Origin of the sequence: Streptomyces sp. TSRI0281, assembly GCF_001905125.1 — a bacterium.
GTDB lineage: Bacteria > Actinomycetota > Actinomycetes > Streptomycetales > Streptomycetaceae > Streptomyces.
Map to the genome: position 1 here is coordinate 607,548 of NZ_LWLE01000001.1, position 16,454 is coordinate 624,001.

At 71.8% G+C, this 16,454-nt stretch carries 13 protein-coding genes and 1 riboswitch; of the genes, 7 read left to right on the forward strand and 6 right to left on the reverse strand.

Features of this window, described 5'->3' with window-relative positions:
• Window positions 1-83: 83 nt before the first annotated feature.
• Window positions 84-539 carry an MmpS family transport accessory protein gene (locus tag A6A29_RS02685; RefSeq protein ID WP_073718270.1) on the reverse strand — a complete coding sequence of 152 codons (456 nt, stop codon included), beginning with the start codon at window positions 537-539 and terminating at the stop codon, window positions 84-86.
• A gap of 139 nt (window positions 540-678) precedes the next feature.
• On the opposite strand from A6A29_RS02685, the gene A6A29_RS02690 reads away from it, so the two are divergent.
• Complete coding sequence (locus A6A29_RS02690) at window positions 679-2,079, forward strand: SWIM zinc finger family protein (protein ID WP_073718271.1); 1,401 nt, start codon at window positions 679-681, stop codon at window positions 2,077-2,079.
• A 91-nt stretch (window positions 2,080-2,170) separates the two neighbouring features.
• Entirely contained in the window at window positions 2,171-3,877 is a 1,707-nt protein-coding gene (locus A6A29_RS02695) for a DUF5691 domain-containing protein (protein WP_073718272.1), read from the forward strand.
• A gap of 22 nt (window positions 3,878-3,899) precedes the next feature.
• On the opposite strand, the gene A6A29_RS02700 is transcribed toward A6A29_RS02695, so the two are convergent.
• A complete protein-coding gene (locus A6A29_RS02700) occupies window positions 3,900-4,313 on the reverse strand; it encodes a cobalamin B12-binding domain-containing protein (protein ID WP_073718273.1) in 414 nt (137 codons plus the stop codon).
• A 345-nt stretch (window positions 4,314-4,658) separates the two neighbouring features.
• On the opposite strand from A6A29_RS02700, the gene A6A29_RS02705 reads away from it, so the two are divergent.
• Together A6A29_RS02705 and A6A29_RS02710 are read left to right on the forward strand one after the other, a co-directional pair.
• Window positions 4,659-5,561, forward strand: coding sequence for an esterase/lipase family protein (locus A6A29_RS02705; RefSeq protein ID WP_073718274.1), 903 nt, complete (start codon window positions 4,659-4,661; stop codon window positions 5,559-5,561).
• A 245-nt stretch (window positions 5,562-5,806) separates the two neighbouring features.
• Window positions 5,807-7,483: a peptidoglycan DD-metalloendopeptidase family protein gene (locus tag A6A29_RS02710; protein ID WP_073718275.1), complete on the forward strand. Its 1,677-nt coding sequence runs from the start codon at window positions 5,807-5,809 to the stop codon at window positions 7,481-7,483.
• Window positions 7,484-7,530: 47 nt separating this feature from the next.
• Here A6A29_RS02710 and pcrA read toward each other — a convergent pair whose 3' ends face one another.
• Window positions 7,531-9,969 (reverse strand): DNA helicase PcrA, encoded by a 2,439-nt coding sequence (gene pcrA, locus A6A29_RS02715; RefSeq protein WP_073718276.1) that lies wholly within the window; start codon window positions 9,967-9,969, stop codon window positions 7,531-7,533.
• Between the two features lie 258 nt (window positions 9,970-10,227).
• Window positions 10,228-10,389, forward strand: a riboswitch (cyclic di-AMP (ydaO/yuaA leader).
• Between pcrA and A6A29_RS02720 the strand changes: the two genes are divergently transcribed.
• Complete coding sequence (locus A6A29_RS02720) at window positions 10,388-11,548, forward strand: C40 family peptidase (protein ID WP_073718277.1); 1,161 nt, start codon at window positions 10,388-10,390, stop codon at window positions 11,546-11,548. (Overlaps the previous riboswitch by 2 nt.)
• A gap of 168 nt (window positions 11,549-11,716) precedes the next feature.
• On the opposite strand, the gene A6A29_RS02725 is transcribed toward A6A29_RS02720, so the two are convergent.
• Entirely contained in the window at window positions 11,717-12,070 is a 354-nt protein-coding gene (locus tag A6A29_RS02725) for a hypothetical protein (protein WP_073718278.1), read from the reverse strand.
• Between the two features lie 367 nt (window positions 12,071-12,437).
• Between A6A29_RS02725 and A6A29_RS02730 the strand changes: the two genes are divergently transcribed.
• Together A6A29_RS02730 and A6A29_RS02735 are read left to right on the forward strand one after the other, a co-directional pair.
• Window positions 12,438-13,505: a C40 family peptidase gene (locus A6A29_RS02730; protein WP_073718279.1), complete on the forward strand. Its 1,068-nt coding sequence runs from the start codon at window positions 12,438-12,440 to the stop codon at window positions 13,503-13,505.
• A 63-nt stretch (window positions 13,506-13,568) separates the two neighbouring features.
• Window positions 13,569-14,330 carry a GNAT family N-acetyltransferase gene (locus A6A29_RS02735; RefSeq protein ID WP_073718962.1) on the forward strand — a complete coding sequence of 254 codons (762 nt, stop codon included), beginning with the start codon at window positions 13,569-13,571 and terminating at the stop codon, window positions 14,328-14,330.
• Window positions 14,331-14,383: 53 nt separating this feature from the next.
• Here the strand turns inward: A6A29_RS02735 and A6A29_RS02740 are convergent, their stop codons facing one another.
• Complete coding sequence (locus A6A29_RS02740) at window positions 14,384-15,079, reverse strand: LuxR C-terminal-related transcriptional regulator (RefSeq protein WP_073718280.1); 696 nt, start codon at window positions 15,077-15,079, stop codon at window positions 14,384-14,386.
• Window positions 15,076-16,362: an ATP-binding protein gene (locus A6A29_RS02745; RefSeq protein ID WP_073718281.1), complete on the reverse strand. Its 1,287-nt coding sequence runs from the start codon at window positions 16,360-16,362 to the stop codon at window positions 15,076-15,078. Before A6A29_RS02745 ends, A6A29_RS02740 begins: the two co-directional genes overlap by 4 nt.
• Window positions 16,363-16,454: the final 92 nt, after the last annotated feature.

The following is a 16,454-nucleotide window of genomic DNA, read 5'->3' on the forward strand; positions in this document are numbered from 1 at the left end:
GATGTGGTTCCACCGTGCACCATGCCACTGACAATCGGCCCCGACCGCTGGTCAGGGCCGATGTGGCGGCAGTTGGGGAAGGGTCAGCCGACGATCGGCGAGACGGCGACGCACCCGCCGGCCGCGACCATGCCCTCGCCCTTGCTCTCCTTGATGACCTTGCCCTCGTACGTGATGGTGCAGGCGATGTCGGCGCCGCCCGCGTCCAGCGCCATCGGCATGACGGCGGGCGGCATGATGCCGGTCAGCGTCACGGTCTTCTTCCACGGCAGCGTGGGCGACTTGACCGTTTCGAGCTTCGGGTCCATGGCGTCGCCGGAGCCGCCGTGGAACTGGATCTCGTCGACGCCCGTGCCGGTGACCTCGTACGTGACCTCGTACTTCTCGTTCACCGTCTTGTCGACAGCCTTGTCGACGGCCTTGTCGACCGACTCGGAGGAGCAGGCGCCGAGGCCGAACACGAGACCGGTCACCGCGACGGCGCAGAACGCCGTACGGACGGAACGGGACGTGCGGGTGGTGCGGGTGGTGCGGTTCATCTGGGATCCCCCCTGGATCGAACTCCGAATGCCGGAGCTCGCAGAGAAACGCAAAGGAAAGGCAAAGTCAAATCCTGGCCGTACCGGCTGGATCGCAGGTCACAGCCGATTGTCAGTGGGGCGTCCTACCGTCGTTCCCATGCTGCTATCTCACGGGGGAGAACCCTCGCGCGCCGCCGGTCCGGCGGCGCGCTGGACGGTGGAGCAGGTACTGGCCCTGGCTCCTGACGACGCGTCACGAAAGGCCGGGAGCAGGCTCGGTTCGGCGGACCGGTGGTCCGACGCGGGACTCGACGGCTCGGGCGCGGTGTGGGGGCTGTGCAGGGGAAGCGGAAGCACGCCGTACCGGACGGTGGTGGACACCACAGGACCGGCGTACACGTGCAGTTGTCCGAGCCGGAAGTTCCCGTGCAAGCACGCGCTGGGGCTGCTTCTGCTCTGGGCGGGCGGCACCCCGCCGCTCCGGAGCGGCGAAGTCGCGGGCTGGGCCGGTGAATGGCTGGAAGGCCGTCGCGGGCGTGCCGCCGGGCAGGAGTCGTCGACGGAGGCGACGGGGGCGGCGGGCCCGGCCGACCGGGAGGCCGCCAGGAAGCGCGCGGAGCGGCGGGCCGAGCGGATCACCGGGGGCGCCCAGGAGCTGGAGCAGCGCCTCACCGACCTGCTGCGGGGCGGGCTCGCGGCGGCCGATCAGGCGGGGTACGGGCTGTGGGAGGAGACCGCGGCCCGCATGGTCGACGCCCAGGCGCCGGGACTGGCGGCCCGGGTGCGGGAATTGGGGGCGATACCCGCCTCCGGTCCGGGCTGGCCGGTGCGGCTGCTGGAGGAGTGCGCGCTGCTCCATCTGCTGGACACGGCCTGGCTGGGCCTGGACCGGCTGCCGGAGCCCCTGGCCGCGACCGTGCGGACGAGAGTGGGACTGACCTCGCCCGCCGAAGGGCCCCCGGTCCGCGACCACTGGCTGGTCCTCGCCCAGTACGACACCCCGGACGGCAAGATCGTCACCCGCCGGATCTGGCTGTACGGAAGGGAGTCGGGCCGCACCGCGCTGGTGCTCTCCTTCGGAGCCGCGGGGCGCTCGCCCGGTCAGGCACTGCCGGTGGGCGTCACGCTGGACGCGGAGCTCACGCCGTATCCGGGTGCCGGGCAGCAGAGGGCCGAGCTGGGCCGGCAGTTCGGTACGCCCGCACCCGGGGGGATGCCTCCGCCGGGGGCCGGTACGGCCGCCGCGCTCGCCGCGTACGGGGACGCCCTTCGGGACGATCCGTGGCTCGACGCCCGGCCGGTCACCCTGTGCGAGGTCATACCCGTGCCCTCCGGAGACGGGTGGCAACTGGCCGACGCCCACACCGAGTCCGCCGTGCCGGTGGCCCCGGCGGCGCTCTCCCGGCCGGGCCTGTGGAAGCTCGTCGCGCTCTCCGGCGGCGGCCCCGTCAGCGTCTTCGGCGAGATCGGCCATCGCGGCTTCGACCCGTTCGCGGCCTGGAGCGCGGGCCCCGGCGGCGAGGGGGCGGGGTCCGGCGAGACCGTGCCGCTCGTCTGACCCCATGGCCGCACGCCCCGGCGCGCGTTCTCGGCCCTGCGGCTCCCGACCCTGCTTGACCGCTGCGACTCCCGATCCTGGAGGGGGACCGATGCCCCGTACGAATACGACCTCGTCCACGACCGCTTCCACGACGCCGCCCGACACCGCATCCGTGATGCCGTCCGCGCCCGGTGCCGAGGCGCCGCCCTCGCCCGGTGCCGCGCCCGCGGCCCCGGCGTGGGAGGAGCTCGTCACATCGGCGCTGCTGGGGACCGACCGACGCCCCCCGGCTGCCGGGACGGCGGGCCCCTCTCCGGCGAACGCTCCGGTGGCGCTGCTGGACGCCGCCGCGCTGCACACCGTGCGGCGGCGGGCCGGTCTGCTGCCCGCACGGCCGGGCGCCCGGCCGGAGTCCGCCCCCGACGATCCGCGCCCGCCGCTTCCCGAGGCCGCCCGGCGCAGGCTCGCCCAGCTGCTCGCCGACCGTGCCGCACCGTCCGGCGGCGGGCGGCGCGGTACCGCACCCGACCTCACCGAACTCATCCCCCAGTGGCTGGCCACCGCCAATCTGCGGGGCTTCCGGGCCCCGGCCGCACTGCTCCCGCCGCTGCTGGACGCGGCACGGGCGCGTACGGATCTGCGCCCGCAGGCGCTCACCTTCGCCGGACCGCTCGGCCGGTGGCTGGCCGCCCTGAATCCCGAGTGGAAGTTCGCCCTGCGCGGTTCCTCCGGCGGCTCGGTCCGGCCCGACGCCTCGGACCCGGACGCGGTGCGCCGACTGTGGGAGGAGGGTCTGTTCGCGGAGCGGGTCGCGCTGCTGGACGCCGTACGGACGCGGGATCCGAGTGCCGCGCTCGCCCTGTTGGCCACCACCTGGTCCACCGAGCGGGCCGAGGACCGGCTGATGTTCCTCGACTCGCTGCGGACCGGCCTGTCCGGGGCGGACGAGCCGTTCCTGGAGCAGGCGCTGTCCGACCGGAGCCGCAATGTCCGGTCGACCGCGGCCGGGCTGCTGTCCGCACTGCCCGGCTCGGCGCTGGCCGGGCGGATGGCGGCCCGCGCGGCGTCCTGCGTGAATCCCGACCGTACGGGCGGCGGTGCCCGCATAGCCGTGGAGGCACCGCACGAGTGCGACACCGGAATGCAGCGCGACGGTGTGGTGCCGGTCCCCCCGGCCGGGCGCGGGGAACGGTCCTGGTGGCTCGGCCAACTGGTGGAGGCCGCCCCGCTCACCATCTGGCTCAAGCAGTTCGGGGGACGTACGGCACAGGAGATCGTGGCCCTGCCCGTCGCCGACGACTGGGCCGGGGAGCTGCACGCCGCGTGGTGCAGGGCAGCGGTGCGGCAGCGGGACCCGAAGTGGGCCCGCGCGCTGCTCGGCTCCCCCGCGACGCCCCCGTCCAACGGTCCCGGTACGGCTTCCCTCGCCGAACGGTCCAAGCTCCTGGCCACCCTGCCCGGCGACGAACGCGCGGGCTGGGTGGCGGACTTCATAGCGGCGCACGGACTGTCCGAGGCGTTCCAGCTGCTCGGCGTGTGCGGGGTGCCGTGGGCCGGGCCGCTCGGCCGCTCGGTGGTCGACGCGCTCGACATCGCCCGGGACGCGGGGAGTTACCCATGGAGCTTCAGCGGGGTGATGGGCCTCGCCGAACGCTGCCTGGACCCGGTGGAGGCGGATCACCTGGAGGTCCTGACGACCACTCAGGACGAGCCGGAAGGGGCGTCACCGGGAGCGGGCGGCTACTGGTCGGAGGCGTTCCAGCGGCTGGTCTCCACCCTGCGGCTGCGCGCGGCGATGGACGCCGAACTGGCTTGAGGGGCCAGCCCGGCCGACCGGTTCAGGCTTCCGCGGGCTGACGGACGTTGGCGTTCACCCAGGTGACGATCGAGGCCGTCGTCGCTCCGGGGGTGAAGATCTCCGCGACGCCCTTCTCCTTGAGCGGTGCGATGTCCGCCTCGGGAATGATGCCGCCGCCGAACACCTTGATGTCCTCCGCCTCGCGCTCCTTCAGCAGTTCGATCACCTTCGCGAAGAGCGTGTTGTGCGCCCCGGAGAGGATCGAGAGACCGATGGCGTCGGCGTCCTCCTGGATCGCCGTGTCCACGATCTGCTCGGGCGTCTGGTGGAGCCCGGTATAGATGACCTCCATACCGGCGTCCCGCAGCGCCCGCGCGATCACCTTGGCTCCACGGTCGTGGCCGTCGAGCCCCGGCTTGGCGACCACCACACGAATCGGACCGGTCACACCCATCACTGCCTCCACATGGTCTCCCGTGCCTGAAGGGCCGGGGATGTGAACGAACGTTATCCACAGCATCCCGCAAGCCGCCGTTTCGCGGTGGACGGGGAGGGGGAAATCACATGTGGGACATGTTCGCCGGGCGTCGTTCCCCGCACCACTCGGCACACCCGCCGCGCGAGGACGGACGCCAGGGGAGCTGCTACGAGGTCGCCGCACCACCGTGCCGCCAGCCGCACGGCACGGTGGTACGGCTCACCGGTATCCGCTCCGTCGGACACTGGTGCCTCCGACACCCCATGAGGGCATACGGAGAGTCGCAGCCGCCTCCCCGCGTGCCGGTACAGGAGGTCGGCGATGAAGGTCCTCCCTCTTTCCCTCCCGCTGTCGCGCCTTTCCCTCCCGCCGGCGCGCCGCCCGGTCCCCCACCGCCCCCGGCTGTCGTCCGCGCTGCTCGGCGCCACCGCACTGGAGCTCGCGATCCTCGCCGGGCATCTGCTCATCTACCCGCTCGGCCTCACCCAGGAGCGCCACAGCCCTGTTCCGACACCCGGCACCGCCCCACCGCAAGGGATCGACCCGGATGCCCCGCCGACCGGCACCACCGCCCTGCCCGCCGGTCCGGCCCGGCCACCCGTCGTCCTGCTGCACGGGCTCATCGACAACCGCTCCGTCTTCGTCCTGCTGCGCCGCTCCCTCTCCCGGCACGGCCGGCGCCACCTGGAGTCCCTCAACTATTCGCCGCTGACCCGCGACATCCGCACGGCGGCCGAACTGCTCGGACGCCACATCGAGGAGATCTGCGCCCGCACCGGGCACCGTGAGGTCGACATCGTCGGGCACAGCCTCGGCGGACTGATCGCCCGGTATTACGTGCAGCGGCTGGGCGGTGACCACCGGGTGCGCACGCTGATCACGCTCGGCACACCGCACGGCGGCACCGCCGTCGCCCCGGCGGCGAGCGCCCACCCCATCGTGCGCCAGATGCGCGGCGGCTCCTCCGTGATCGAGGAGCTGCGCAGACCGGCCCCCGGTTGCCGGACGCGGTTCGTGAGTTTCTGGAGCGAGCTGGACCGGATGATGGTCCCGGTCGGGACGGCCCGTATCGACCATCCCGACCTCGACGCGCAGAACGTGCGCGTCAGCGGCATCGGCCACCTCGCCCTGACCGTGCATCCCGCGGTCGCCGCCGCCATCCGTGCCGCCCTCGATGCGCAGGCACCCCCGGCCCCCTCCTCCGGAACGGCGTCGGTGGCCTGAGCGGCCCGAGTGGCTTGACGGGGCAATGCCCCGCCCACAAATAGAACGCGTTTCGAACAAATCGCCAAGGCTGCGTCAGCACTCCACCGAAAGGCGGCCGATTGCCCGTTTCCTGAGGGCCCAAAACCTGCCGAAGATTGTCGTCGTCACGTACTGCCGGGTACAGTCGCGGCCACTGCTTCCCCCCTGGGATCCCTCCACCGGAGCCCAGAGCAGGTCCTGCCGCCGAGGCGAGAGAGAAGTTGGTGAACGACCAGCACCCCCACGCCGGACACGTCGGATACGACAGTCAGTCCACCGGCAGCTTCGACGCCGATCCGCTCTTCGGTGCTCTTCCGGGCGACCAGGACAGCGGTGACGACGCGGGCTACGCCCCCGGGTACAGCGGCTCCTACGGCGGCTACGACACCACGTACGCCACCGGGCAGCCCGGCCACAGCGGTCAGTACGACTCCTCCCAGTGGGACACGGGCGCACACCCGACCGCCCCGTACGACACCTACACCGCCCAGGCGCAGGTCCAGCAGCCGTACGACACCGCGGCCACCTGGGCTTCCGAGCCCGGCATCCCGGGCCGGGCGGGCGCTCCGGACACCTCCGGCCAGTGGGACACCACCACGTGGCAGCAGACCGGTGAGCAGCAGACCGGCCAGTGGGCGGCGACCGACACGGGCGCGTTCCCCACCACCACCTTCAGCACCGCCCCGTACGACACCGGCACGTACACGACCGGCACGTACGACACCGGCAGCTACGCGACCGGCTCCTACGACAGCACGACGGCGTACGGCACCGGCAGCTTCGCCACCACCGCCTACGGCTCCGGTACGACGAGCACGTACGGGGACGCCGCCTTCGACACCGGTGCCTACGACGCCACCGCCTGGAACTCCGGCGCCACGCCCGAGAACGCGCCGTACGACCCCGAACAGACGTCGTACTCGCCGTACGAACAGGGCGCGGCCTCCATCGAATCGCCCGGGACGTCCGACACGCCCGACATGACCGAGGCACCGGACGTTCTTCCCGAGGCACCCGAGACCGCCGAGTTCGCGGTCCTGGAGCCCGAGGCGCCGGAGAGCGGCACGAGCGGGAGCGGCGCCGACGAGCCCGACCCCGTCACCGCCGCGTACGCCGTCGACTCCCCCCGGCCCGTGGGCCGTTCCGCGAACCGCGGCCGGGCCCGGCGCCGTACACCCGCCAAGCGTTCCGCGCTGCTCACCGTCGCCGTCCCCTCGGCCTGCGTCATGAGCGTCGCGGGCATCGCGGCCGCCTCCGTCGGCGGACTCGGCGGCGGCGAGGAGAAGCAGGACGACACCGTCTCGATGGCGGCCGCCGACCCCAGCACCGTCAAGCCCGTCGCCTCCAACAACAAGCTGGACACCCAGCTCGCCCGGCTCAGCGCCGATGCCGACGACTTCCGGGACCGCGCCAGCCGCACCCAGGAGCGCATCGACCTGAAGGAGCGTCAGGCCGCCGACAAGAAGAAGCGCGCGGAGGAGGCGGCACGCCGTGAGGCGGCACGCCCCAAGTTCGTCCTGCCGGTCAAGCAGCACGGTCTCAGCGCCTACTACGGCCAGGCGGGCGTCAACTGGATGTCCGTCCACACGGGCATCGACTTCCCCGTCTCGTACGGCACTCCGGTGATGGCCGCGACCGACGGCACCGTGCGCACCCAGTGGAACAGCGCCTACGGCAACATGGCGATCGTGACCATGGCCGACGGCACGGAGACCTGGTACTGCCACCTCAGCAGCACCAGGATCCGCTCGGGCCCGGTGAAGGCCGGTGACGTCATCGGGTACGCCGGGGATTCCGGCAACTCCACCGGCGCGCACCTGCACTTCGAGGTCCGGCCGGCCGGGGGCTCGTCGATCGACCCGTTGGCATGGCTCCGCAGCCACGGCGTCAACCCGACCTGATGGTGACGTGGTGACAGGCCCGCGGGCCTGTCACCACCCACGAGCCCCTAGAGCTTCTCGACCGGCGCGTACCGCAGGAGCAGCTTCTTGGGCCGCTCGTCGCCGAAGTCCACCGTCGCCTTCGCCTGGTCGCCGAACCCCTCGACCGCCGTCACCGTGCCCAGCCCGAACTGGTCGTGCGTGACCCGGTCGCCCACCACCAGCGTGACCACCGGCTTGTCCGTAGTGCGGCGGGTGGCGAAGCCCGACGGGCCGGAGCGCGCGCGGGACGAGGACAGCGAGGACGTGATCCCGGAGGTCGGCCCGGCCGGAGCCGCCATCGGCCCCTTCCGCTTCCATTCCAGGTGCTGGTCCGGGATCTCCTCCAGGAACCGCGACGGCGGGTTGTACGAGGGCTGGCCCCAGGCGCTGCGCATCGCGGCCCGGGTCAGATAGAGCCGCTCACGGGCGCGGGTGATGCCGACATAGGCGAGCCGCCGCTCCTCCTCCAGCTCCTTCGCCTGGCCGAGCGCACGCATGTGGGGGAAGACGCCGTCCTCCATGCCGGTCAGGAACACCACGGGGAATTCGAGGCCCTTGGCCGTGTGCAGGGTCATCAGCGTGATGACGCCGGAGCCGTCCTCGTCCTCGTCCGGGATCTGGTCCGAGTCGGCGACCAGCGCGACCTTCTCCAGGAACTCGGCGAGGGTGCCCGCACCCTCCTCGTCGCCGCGCTCCTGCTCGAATTCGAGCGCGACGGCGGCCAGTTCCTGGAGGTTCTCGATGCGGGTCTCGTCCTGGGGATCCGTGGACGCCTGGAGCTCGGCGAGATAGCCGGTGCGCTCCATGACCGCCTCCAGGACGACCGCGGGCCCGGCGCCGGACTCGACGATCGTGCGCAGCTCCTCCATGAGCGTGTTGAACCGCTTCACGGCGTTCGCCGAGCGGGCCGCCATGCCGTACGCCTCGTCGACACGGCGCAGCGCCTGCGGGAAGGAGATCTTCTCGCGCAGCGACAGCGCGTCGATCATGGCTTCGGCGCGGTCGCCGATGCCGCGCTTGGGCACGTTCAGGATGCGGCGCAGGGGGACGGTGTCCTCGGGGTTGGCGAGGACCCGGAGGTAGGCCAGGACGTCCCGGACCTCCTTGCGCTCGTAGAAGCGCACCCCGCCGACGACCTTGTAGGGCAGGCCGACCCGGATGAAGATCTCCTCGAAGACACGGGACTGGGCGTTCGTCCGGTAGAAGACGGCGACGTCACCCGCCTTCGCGTCGCCCGCGTCCGTCAGCCGGTCGATCTCGTCGGCGATGAACTGCGCCTCGTCGTGCTCGGTGTCGGCGACATAGCCGGTGATCCGGGCGCCCGTGCCGGCGTTCGTCCAGAGGTTCTTGGGGCGGCGGCTCTCGTTCCTCTCGATCACCGCGTTGGCTGCCGAGAGGATCGTCTGCGTGGAGCGGTAGTTCTGCTCCAGCAGGATCGTGGTCGCGTTCGGGTAGTCCTCCTCGAACTGGAGGATGTTGCGGATGGTCGCGCCGCGGAAGGCGTAGATCGACTGGTCCGCGTCACCGACGACGCACAGCTCGGCGGGTGCGTCGACCTCCCCGGACGGGCCCACCAGTTCGCGTACGAGCGTGTACTGCGCGTGGTTGGTGTCCTGGTACTCGTCGACCAGGACGTGCCGGAAGCGGCGGCGGTAGTGCTCGGCGACGTCCGGGAACGCCTGGAGCAGGTGGACCGTCGTCATGATGATGTCGTCGAAGTCCAGGGCGTTGGCCTCGCGCAGCCGCGCCTGGTACAGCGCGTACGCCTGGGCCAGTGTCTTCTCGAAGCCGTCGGCGGCCTGACCGGCGAAGGTCTCCTCGTCGATCAGCTCGTTCTTCAGGTTGGAGACCTTGGCCGTGAACGACTTCGGCGGGTAGCGCTTCGGATCGAGGTCCAGATCGCGGCAGACCAGGGCCATCAGCCGCTTGGAGTCGGCGGCGTCGTAGATCGAGAACGACGAGGTGAAGCCGAGCTTCTTCGACTCGCGGCGCAGGATGCGTACGCACGCGCTGTGGAAGGTCATGACCCACATGGCGTTGGCGCGCGGTCCGACGAGCTGCTCGACGCGCTCCTTCATCTCGCCCGCGGCCTTGTTGGTGAAGGTGATCGCGAGGATCTGGCCGGGGTGCACACCCCGCTCGGCGAGCAGATGGGCGATCCGGTGGGTCAGCACCCGGGTCTTGCCGGAGCCGGCACCGGCGACGATGAGCAGCGGCGATCCGGCGTGCACCACGGCGGCGCGCTGCTCGGTGTTCAGCCCGTCGAGCAGCGCCGCGGCGTCGATGACCGGCCGCGGGGCACCGTCGCGGTAGTAGCCGTCGCGGGGCGGCGGGGGCGCGTCGAAGACGCCCTCGAAGAGACCCTCCGGCACCGCTTCGGGTGCGTGGTCCTCGGGAGGCGGCGGGGGCCCTTCCTCCGAGTTCTGGAGGCCGGTCAGGAAGCTGTCGTCAAAGAGGCTGCTCATCGCTTGACGAGTCTAGGCCGCCCCACTGACAGCCCGAAGCCGCTTCGGGTACGAGACCTCCCGGGCGGGCACGTAAGGCAACCGCGCGGCCACACCGTGTGAGGGAAACGGGGCGGCGCCCGCTGTCGGCGGACCCGATCCATCGAGGTCACGAAAATGTATCGGGCATATCGAACATCAACCTTCACAGCGGCACCACGGGTTGGCTAGCGTGCTCCGTCGGGCGCCCCGTACCCCCTTGAGGCGAACCACGCCGAGCGGACGCCCCCGCCGAATCCGTACCGCCCTCACGGGTGTCCGGAACCGGGGACCCACCAGCAGCACCGGGGTGAATCGGTCCTTCCCCACGGGACCGTAGGGCAGCCTTCCGTTCCGCCCGAACCCGACAGCTAACCCGGTAGGCGGTCCACGGAAGGAGATGCCGGCCTTGGCCTCGCATCGCAAACCGCGCACGAAGGTGCGCACCACCACCCCTGCCGTCGGGCTGACGACGGTGGCGCTGGCCTCGGTCACCCTGCTCTCCACGCAGAGCGCGACGGCCGCGCCCGCGGAGCCCCGGCCCGGGATCGAGGAGGTCCGGACGAAGGTCGACGACCTCTACCGGCAGGCGGGGACCGCGACCCAGCAGTACAACCGGGCGAAGGCCGCCTCCGTGACCCAGCGTGCCAAGGTCGACGCCCTCCTGGAGGACGCGGCCAGGCGCACCGACAAGCTCAACGAGGCCCGCCGCGCCCTCGGGAACTACGCGGCAGCGCAGTACCGCACCGGCGGAATCGCCCCGACCGCGACCTTCTTCCTCGCGGACGACCCGCAGGCGTACTTCGACCAGGACCAGCTGATGGACCGGATGACGGGCCAGCAGCAGCAGGCCGTCGCCGACTTCCGTACGCAGCAGTCCGAGGCCGCGACGAAGCGCACCGAGGCCGTGAAGAGCCTGGAGACGCTCACCGAGTCGCAGGCCACCCTGCGGTCCAGCAAGCAGAACGTGCAGACCAAGCTGACCGAGGCGCGCTCCCTGCTGTCGAAGCTGACCGCCGAGGAGAAGGCCCGGCTGGCGGAGCTGGAACGCAAGAAGAAGGCCGAGGCCAGGATCAAGGCGGAGAAGCTGGCCCGCCAGCAGGCCGCCGAGGCGGAGGCCGAACGGAAGGCCGGGGAAGAGGCCGCGAAGGAGAACGGCGGCAAGGCCGGCGGCGGCACGGGAACCGGTTCGGGGTCGGACAGCGGCTATGCCGCCAAGGCGGAGAAGGTCCTCGCGTTCGCGCGCGCCCAGATCGGGAGGCCGTACGTCTGGGGCGCGACGGGCCCGTCCTCGTACGACTGCTCCGGGCTGACCCAGGCGGCGTGGAAGGCGGCGGGGGTCGACCTTCCCCGGACCACCTGGGACCAGGTCGAGGTCGGCACCCGGGTGGCCACCGCGGATCTGCGGCCGGGGGACCTGGTCTTCTTCTACGACGACATCAGCCATGTCGGCATCTACAAGGGCGACGGCATGATGATCCACGCGCCGAAACCGGGCGCGAACGTGCGCGAGGAGTCGATCTACTACATGCCGATCTACGGCAGCGTGCGCCCCGTCTGATCACACCCTGACCGGCCCGACGAAGCCAGGCGAGACCCGACGAGGCCGCCGGGGTGGGCCGGTCGGGCCGGGTCGCGTCGGTCGCGTCGGTCGGGCCGCTCAGGCCGGTCGGGCCACGTCACTCAGGTCACTCAGGTCACTCAGGCCGTAGCGGTCAGGGCACGCCGCTCAGGTCCAGAGCGTGGCGATGAAGATGTTGGCCACCGTCAGCCCGCCCACCGCGGCGAACGCCCCCTTGTCGACCTTCTCCTCGTCCCGCTTGATGTAGACGAGCGCGAGGATGACGACCAGGATCAGCATCTTCACGCCGATCTTGATGTTGTTCACCGTCTGGTCGTCGGCCTGATTGAGCCCGACCAGGGCTATACCGGTGACCAGCATCGTCAGCGCGCCGTGCAGCATGGCCGGCACGAAGCGGGCCGTGCCCGCGCCCATCGCCTTCATCTGGGTCAGGAAGCCGCCCAGCAGCGAGGCGATACCGATGATGTGCAGGGCGACGAAGGCATTGATGAGTACGTCCATGGCTCCGCAGCCTAGCCCCGGCCTTAGCACCACCTCACAGCCAGGTGCGGCATCCTTGCCGCTTCCTTGCGAACTTCGCCCGAACCGGTACGAAATGCCTGCCTCTGCGGCTGTATTTCCGGTCGCTTAGCCATAATGAAACGCCATATGTGGGCAATAACTGTCATGGCGAACCTTTTCCGTGCCCCGGGCTTAGCGTCCCTTCCAGGTGACCGGCACTCCAGCGCCGCTTCGCGTCCGGGGCGGCATCCGGTCACCGCGCCGCGGGATCCGGCGGCGGGCCACTTCCCTGTGGTGTTCCGCCGCAGGACCTCACGGGCCCGCCGGTAGCCCCCGGCGGGCAGCCGACAGGAAGGATGCAGCCCTCGTGGCCGCGCACCGGAAATCAGCTCACCGGAAACCCAAGCAGCGCCCGTTCAGCGGCCCTGCTGCCCGCACCGCAGCCACCCTGGCACTCGCCGGGGCGGCGACCGCCACCACCGCGACCGGCGCCGCTCACGCCGAGCCCCTGGCCACTCCCGCCCAGGTCAACGCCAAGGTGGACCGGCTGTACCACGACGCGGAGGTCGCCACCGAGAAGTACAACGGAGCGAAGGAGCGGGCGACCGCGAGCGCGAAGTCCGTCGACGCCCTGCGCGACGAGGCCGCCCGCCGGACCGCACGCCTCAACACCTCGCGCCACGCCCTCGGTGCGCTGGCCACCGCGCAGTACCGCAGCGGCGGCCTCTCCCCCGCCGTCCAGCTGGCCCTGTCCTCCGACCCCGACCAGTACCTGCAACGCGCCGCCTTCCTGGACCGGGCCGGTGACCGGCAGGCCGGAGCGATCAACGGGATCCGACGGCAGATCACCGCGGTCGCCCACGTCCGGGCGAGGGCCGAGAAAGAGCTCGGCAGCCTCGCCGCCCGCCAGGCGGAGCTGAAGAAGCACAAGGCGTCGATCCGCGCCAGACTGGCCGACGCCCGGCGTCTCCTGGACACCCTGGCCGACGCCCAGCGCGCCGACTACGAGCGCTCGGCCGACGCCCGCCACGGCGGCACCGCCCCCGCCGACCGCGGCATCCCGCGCGGCTCGGCCACCGCCCCCAACGCCCGTGCCGCGCAGGCCGTCGCCTTCGCGTACGGGGCGATCGGCAGGCCGTACGTCTGGGGCGCCACCGGCCCCTCCTCGTTCGACTGCTCCGGCCTCACCCAGGCCGCCTGGCGCTCGGCCGGTGTCTCGCTGCCCCGCACCACCTACACCCAGATCAACGCCGGACAGCGGGTCTCCCGCTCCGAACTGGCCCCCGGTGACCTGGTGTTCTTCTACTCCGGGATCAGCCATGTCGGGCTCTACGTCGGCGGCGGCCGGATGATCCACGCCCCGCGCCCCGGCGCCCCGGTCCGCATCGCGCCCATCGATCAAATGCCTTTCGCCGGAGCCACCCGGGTGGCATAGTCCCCGGCGCCGACACCGGAACCGCCGAAGGACACCCGTATGCCGATGGACTCCCGTACGCCGATGGACACCGACGTCCAGGACTACGCCCGCACGCTCGCCCTGCGCTCCCCCGACCACTACCGGGTGGGTCCTTTCACGGTCCGGCACAACCCGCTCTGGGAGCTGAAGTACGCCAACTACGCCATCCCCGACCGGGGTGCCGAGCCGACCGCGGCGGAGGTGACGGCCCTGATCGGCGCGTTCCGCGAGCGGGAGCGGCTGCCCCGGCTCGAATTCCTGCCGGACTGGGCACCGGCGGTCGAACCCGCTCTGCTGGCCGCCGGTTTCACCGTGGAGAACCGGGCCCCGATCCTGGCCTGCGCCCCCGGTGCGCTGCTTGCGCCCAAGCCGGTGGACGGGCTCCGGATCGCGGTACCGGTCACCGAGGCGGAGTTCACCGACGCCGCCCGCGTCCAGCACCAGGGCTTCGGCGGCGAGGGCGAACCCGAGGAGGGGATGGCCGGCTGGCTGCGGACGTCGGCGTCGGACGGCGGCGTCGTGGCCCTGGCCACGCTCGGCCCGGACCCCGCCGGGGCGGGCGGCTGCTCCCTCGTGGTCGACGGTCTCAGCGAACTGACCGGTCTGGCCGTCGCGGCCGGCTTCCGGCGCCGCGGCATCGGCGCGGCGCTCTCCGCCTGGCTGACGGCGACGGCCTTCGACCGGGGCTGCCGCGCCGTCTGGCTGGAGCCGGGAGACGACGACGTGGAGCGGATCTACGCGGGCGTCGGCTACCGCCGGATCGGCGAGAAGCTGAACATCTCGCTCACCCCTGCGGCCGGCTGACCCGACGGACGGCCGACCCCGGGACGCGTGACAGACACCCCCGGGGGCCCGGCTCAGACCAGCCGTCGCGCCGTCGCCCACCGGGTCAGCTCGTGCCGGTTGGAGAGCTGGAGCTTCCTCAGCACCGCCGAGACATGCGACTCGACCGTCTTCACCGAGATGAAGAGCTGCTTGGCGATCTCCTTGTACGCGTAGCCGCGGGCAATCAGCCGCAGGACCTCGCGCTCCCGCTGGGTCAGCCGGTCCAGGTCCTCGTCGACCGGCGGCGCGTCCGTCGAGGCGAAGGCGTCGAGCACGAAGCCGGCCAGTCGCGGGGAGAACACCGCGTCGCCGTCCTGGACCCGGAAGATCGAGTCGATCAGGTCGGTGCCGGTGATCGTCTTGGTGACGTAGCCCCGGGCACCGCCGCGGATGACCCCGATGACGTCCTCCGCGGCGTCGGAGACCGACAGCGCGAGGAAGCGCACCGGATTCTCGGCGGTCCCCATCATCGAGGCGCACCGGCGCAGCACCTCGACTCCGCCGCCGCCCGGCAGATGGACGTCGAGAAGGACGACCTCGGGGCGGGTCGCCGTGATGACGGTGACCGCCTGGTCGACGTCGGCGGCCTCGCCGATGACCTCGACGCCGGTCTCCTCGGTGCGGCCGATCTCCGCCTGGACTCCTGTGCGGAACATCCGGTGGTCGTCGACGAGCACGACCCGTACCCGTCGCTCCGGGCCCCCGGTGGCTTCGGTGTTCTCGGTCATTCGCTCGCCCTTTCCATCTCCAGCTCGACTTCCGTGCCCCCACCGGGCACCGAACGCAGCCGGGCCGTACCGCCGTTGCGCTGCATCCGGCCGATGATTGATTCTCGTACGCCCATTCTGTCGCCCGGTACGGAGTCCAGGTCGAATCCCGGACCCCGGTCCCGTACGGAGACGAAGACCGTGCGGCCCTCGACCTCCGCGTAGACCTGGACGGCGCCCCCCTCGCCACCGTACTTGGCGGCGTTGACCATCGCCTCGCGTGCGGCCTGCATCTGGGCGGCGAGCCGGTCGTCGAGGGGGCAGTCGCCGACGACGACGACCTCCAGCGGTACGCCGTGCTTGTCCTCGACCTCGGCGGCGGCCCGCTTGACCGCTTCGGCGAGGCTCGACGGCTCGTCGTCCTCGTCCTTGCCGGTGCCCTCGGGGTTGTACAGCCAGTTGCGCAGCTCGCGTTCCTGGGCGCGGGCCAGCCTGCGGACCTCGTTGCCGTCGTCCGCGTTGCGCTGGATCAGGGTGAGGGTGTGCAGGACGGAGTCGTGGACGTGCGCGGCGACCTCGGCGCGCTCCTGGGCCCGGATGCGCATCAGCCGTTCCTCGGAGAGGTCCTGCGTCATCCGGACCAGGTAGGGGCCCGCGAGGAGGGCGATTCCGGTCAGTACGGCGATGGCGGCGGTCAGGACGTTGCCGAGCTGGGCGGCCGAGCCGCGGACCACGATGAAGACGGCAAGGCCGAGGCCGACGAGGGCGACACCGGCGAGGCCGCGGGCCAGTTGCAGCACGCGGCGGCTGCGGCCGACCTCCATCCAGCGGGCGCGCCGGGCGTTGTCGGCCTGCCGCCACACCAGGACGGAGCCCGCGCCGATCAGCAGCGTGGGCCAGATGTAGCGGTCGGCCTTGCTGCCCATGTCGACGTTGCCGACGAAGATCAGGGCACCGAAGAGCAGGGCGACCAGGGCGAACACCTGGCCCTTGTCGGGCTTGCGGAGTCTGCGCCGGCCGTCCGGCGCCGTCTCGAAGACCGAGCGCGGTGCGTCGACTCCGCCGACACCGAGCGGGACGACGATCCAGAACACGGCGTACAGCAGGGCGCCGAGGCCGTCCGCGAAGAACAGTCCGAGGAAGACGAACCGCACCCAGGCGACGGGCAGCCCGAGATGCCCGGCGAGCCCGCGCGCCACACCGCCGAGCAGCCTTCCGTCGGCGCTGCGGTAGAGCTTGCGCGGCGGCGGCTCCTCCGGGTCGGAGGCGAGGGAGCTGGCGGCTCGGGTGGTGGCGGCTGGCATGGGTCGATCGTCACACGTACGCACCGCGCGGGGCATCAGGGTCGCCCCCCAATCGACCCTGAGGCCGCCCTTCCGCCCCGGACACCACCCGG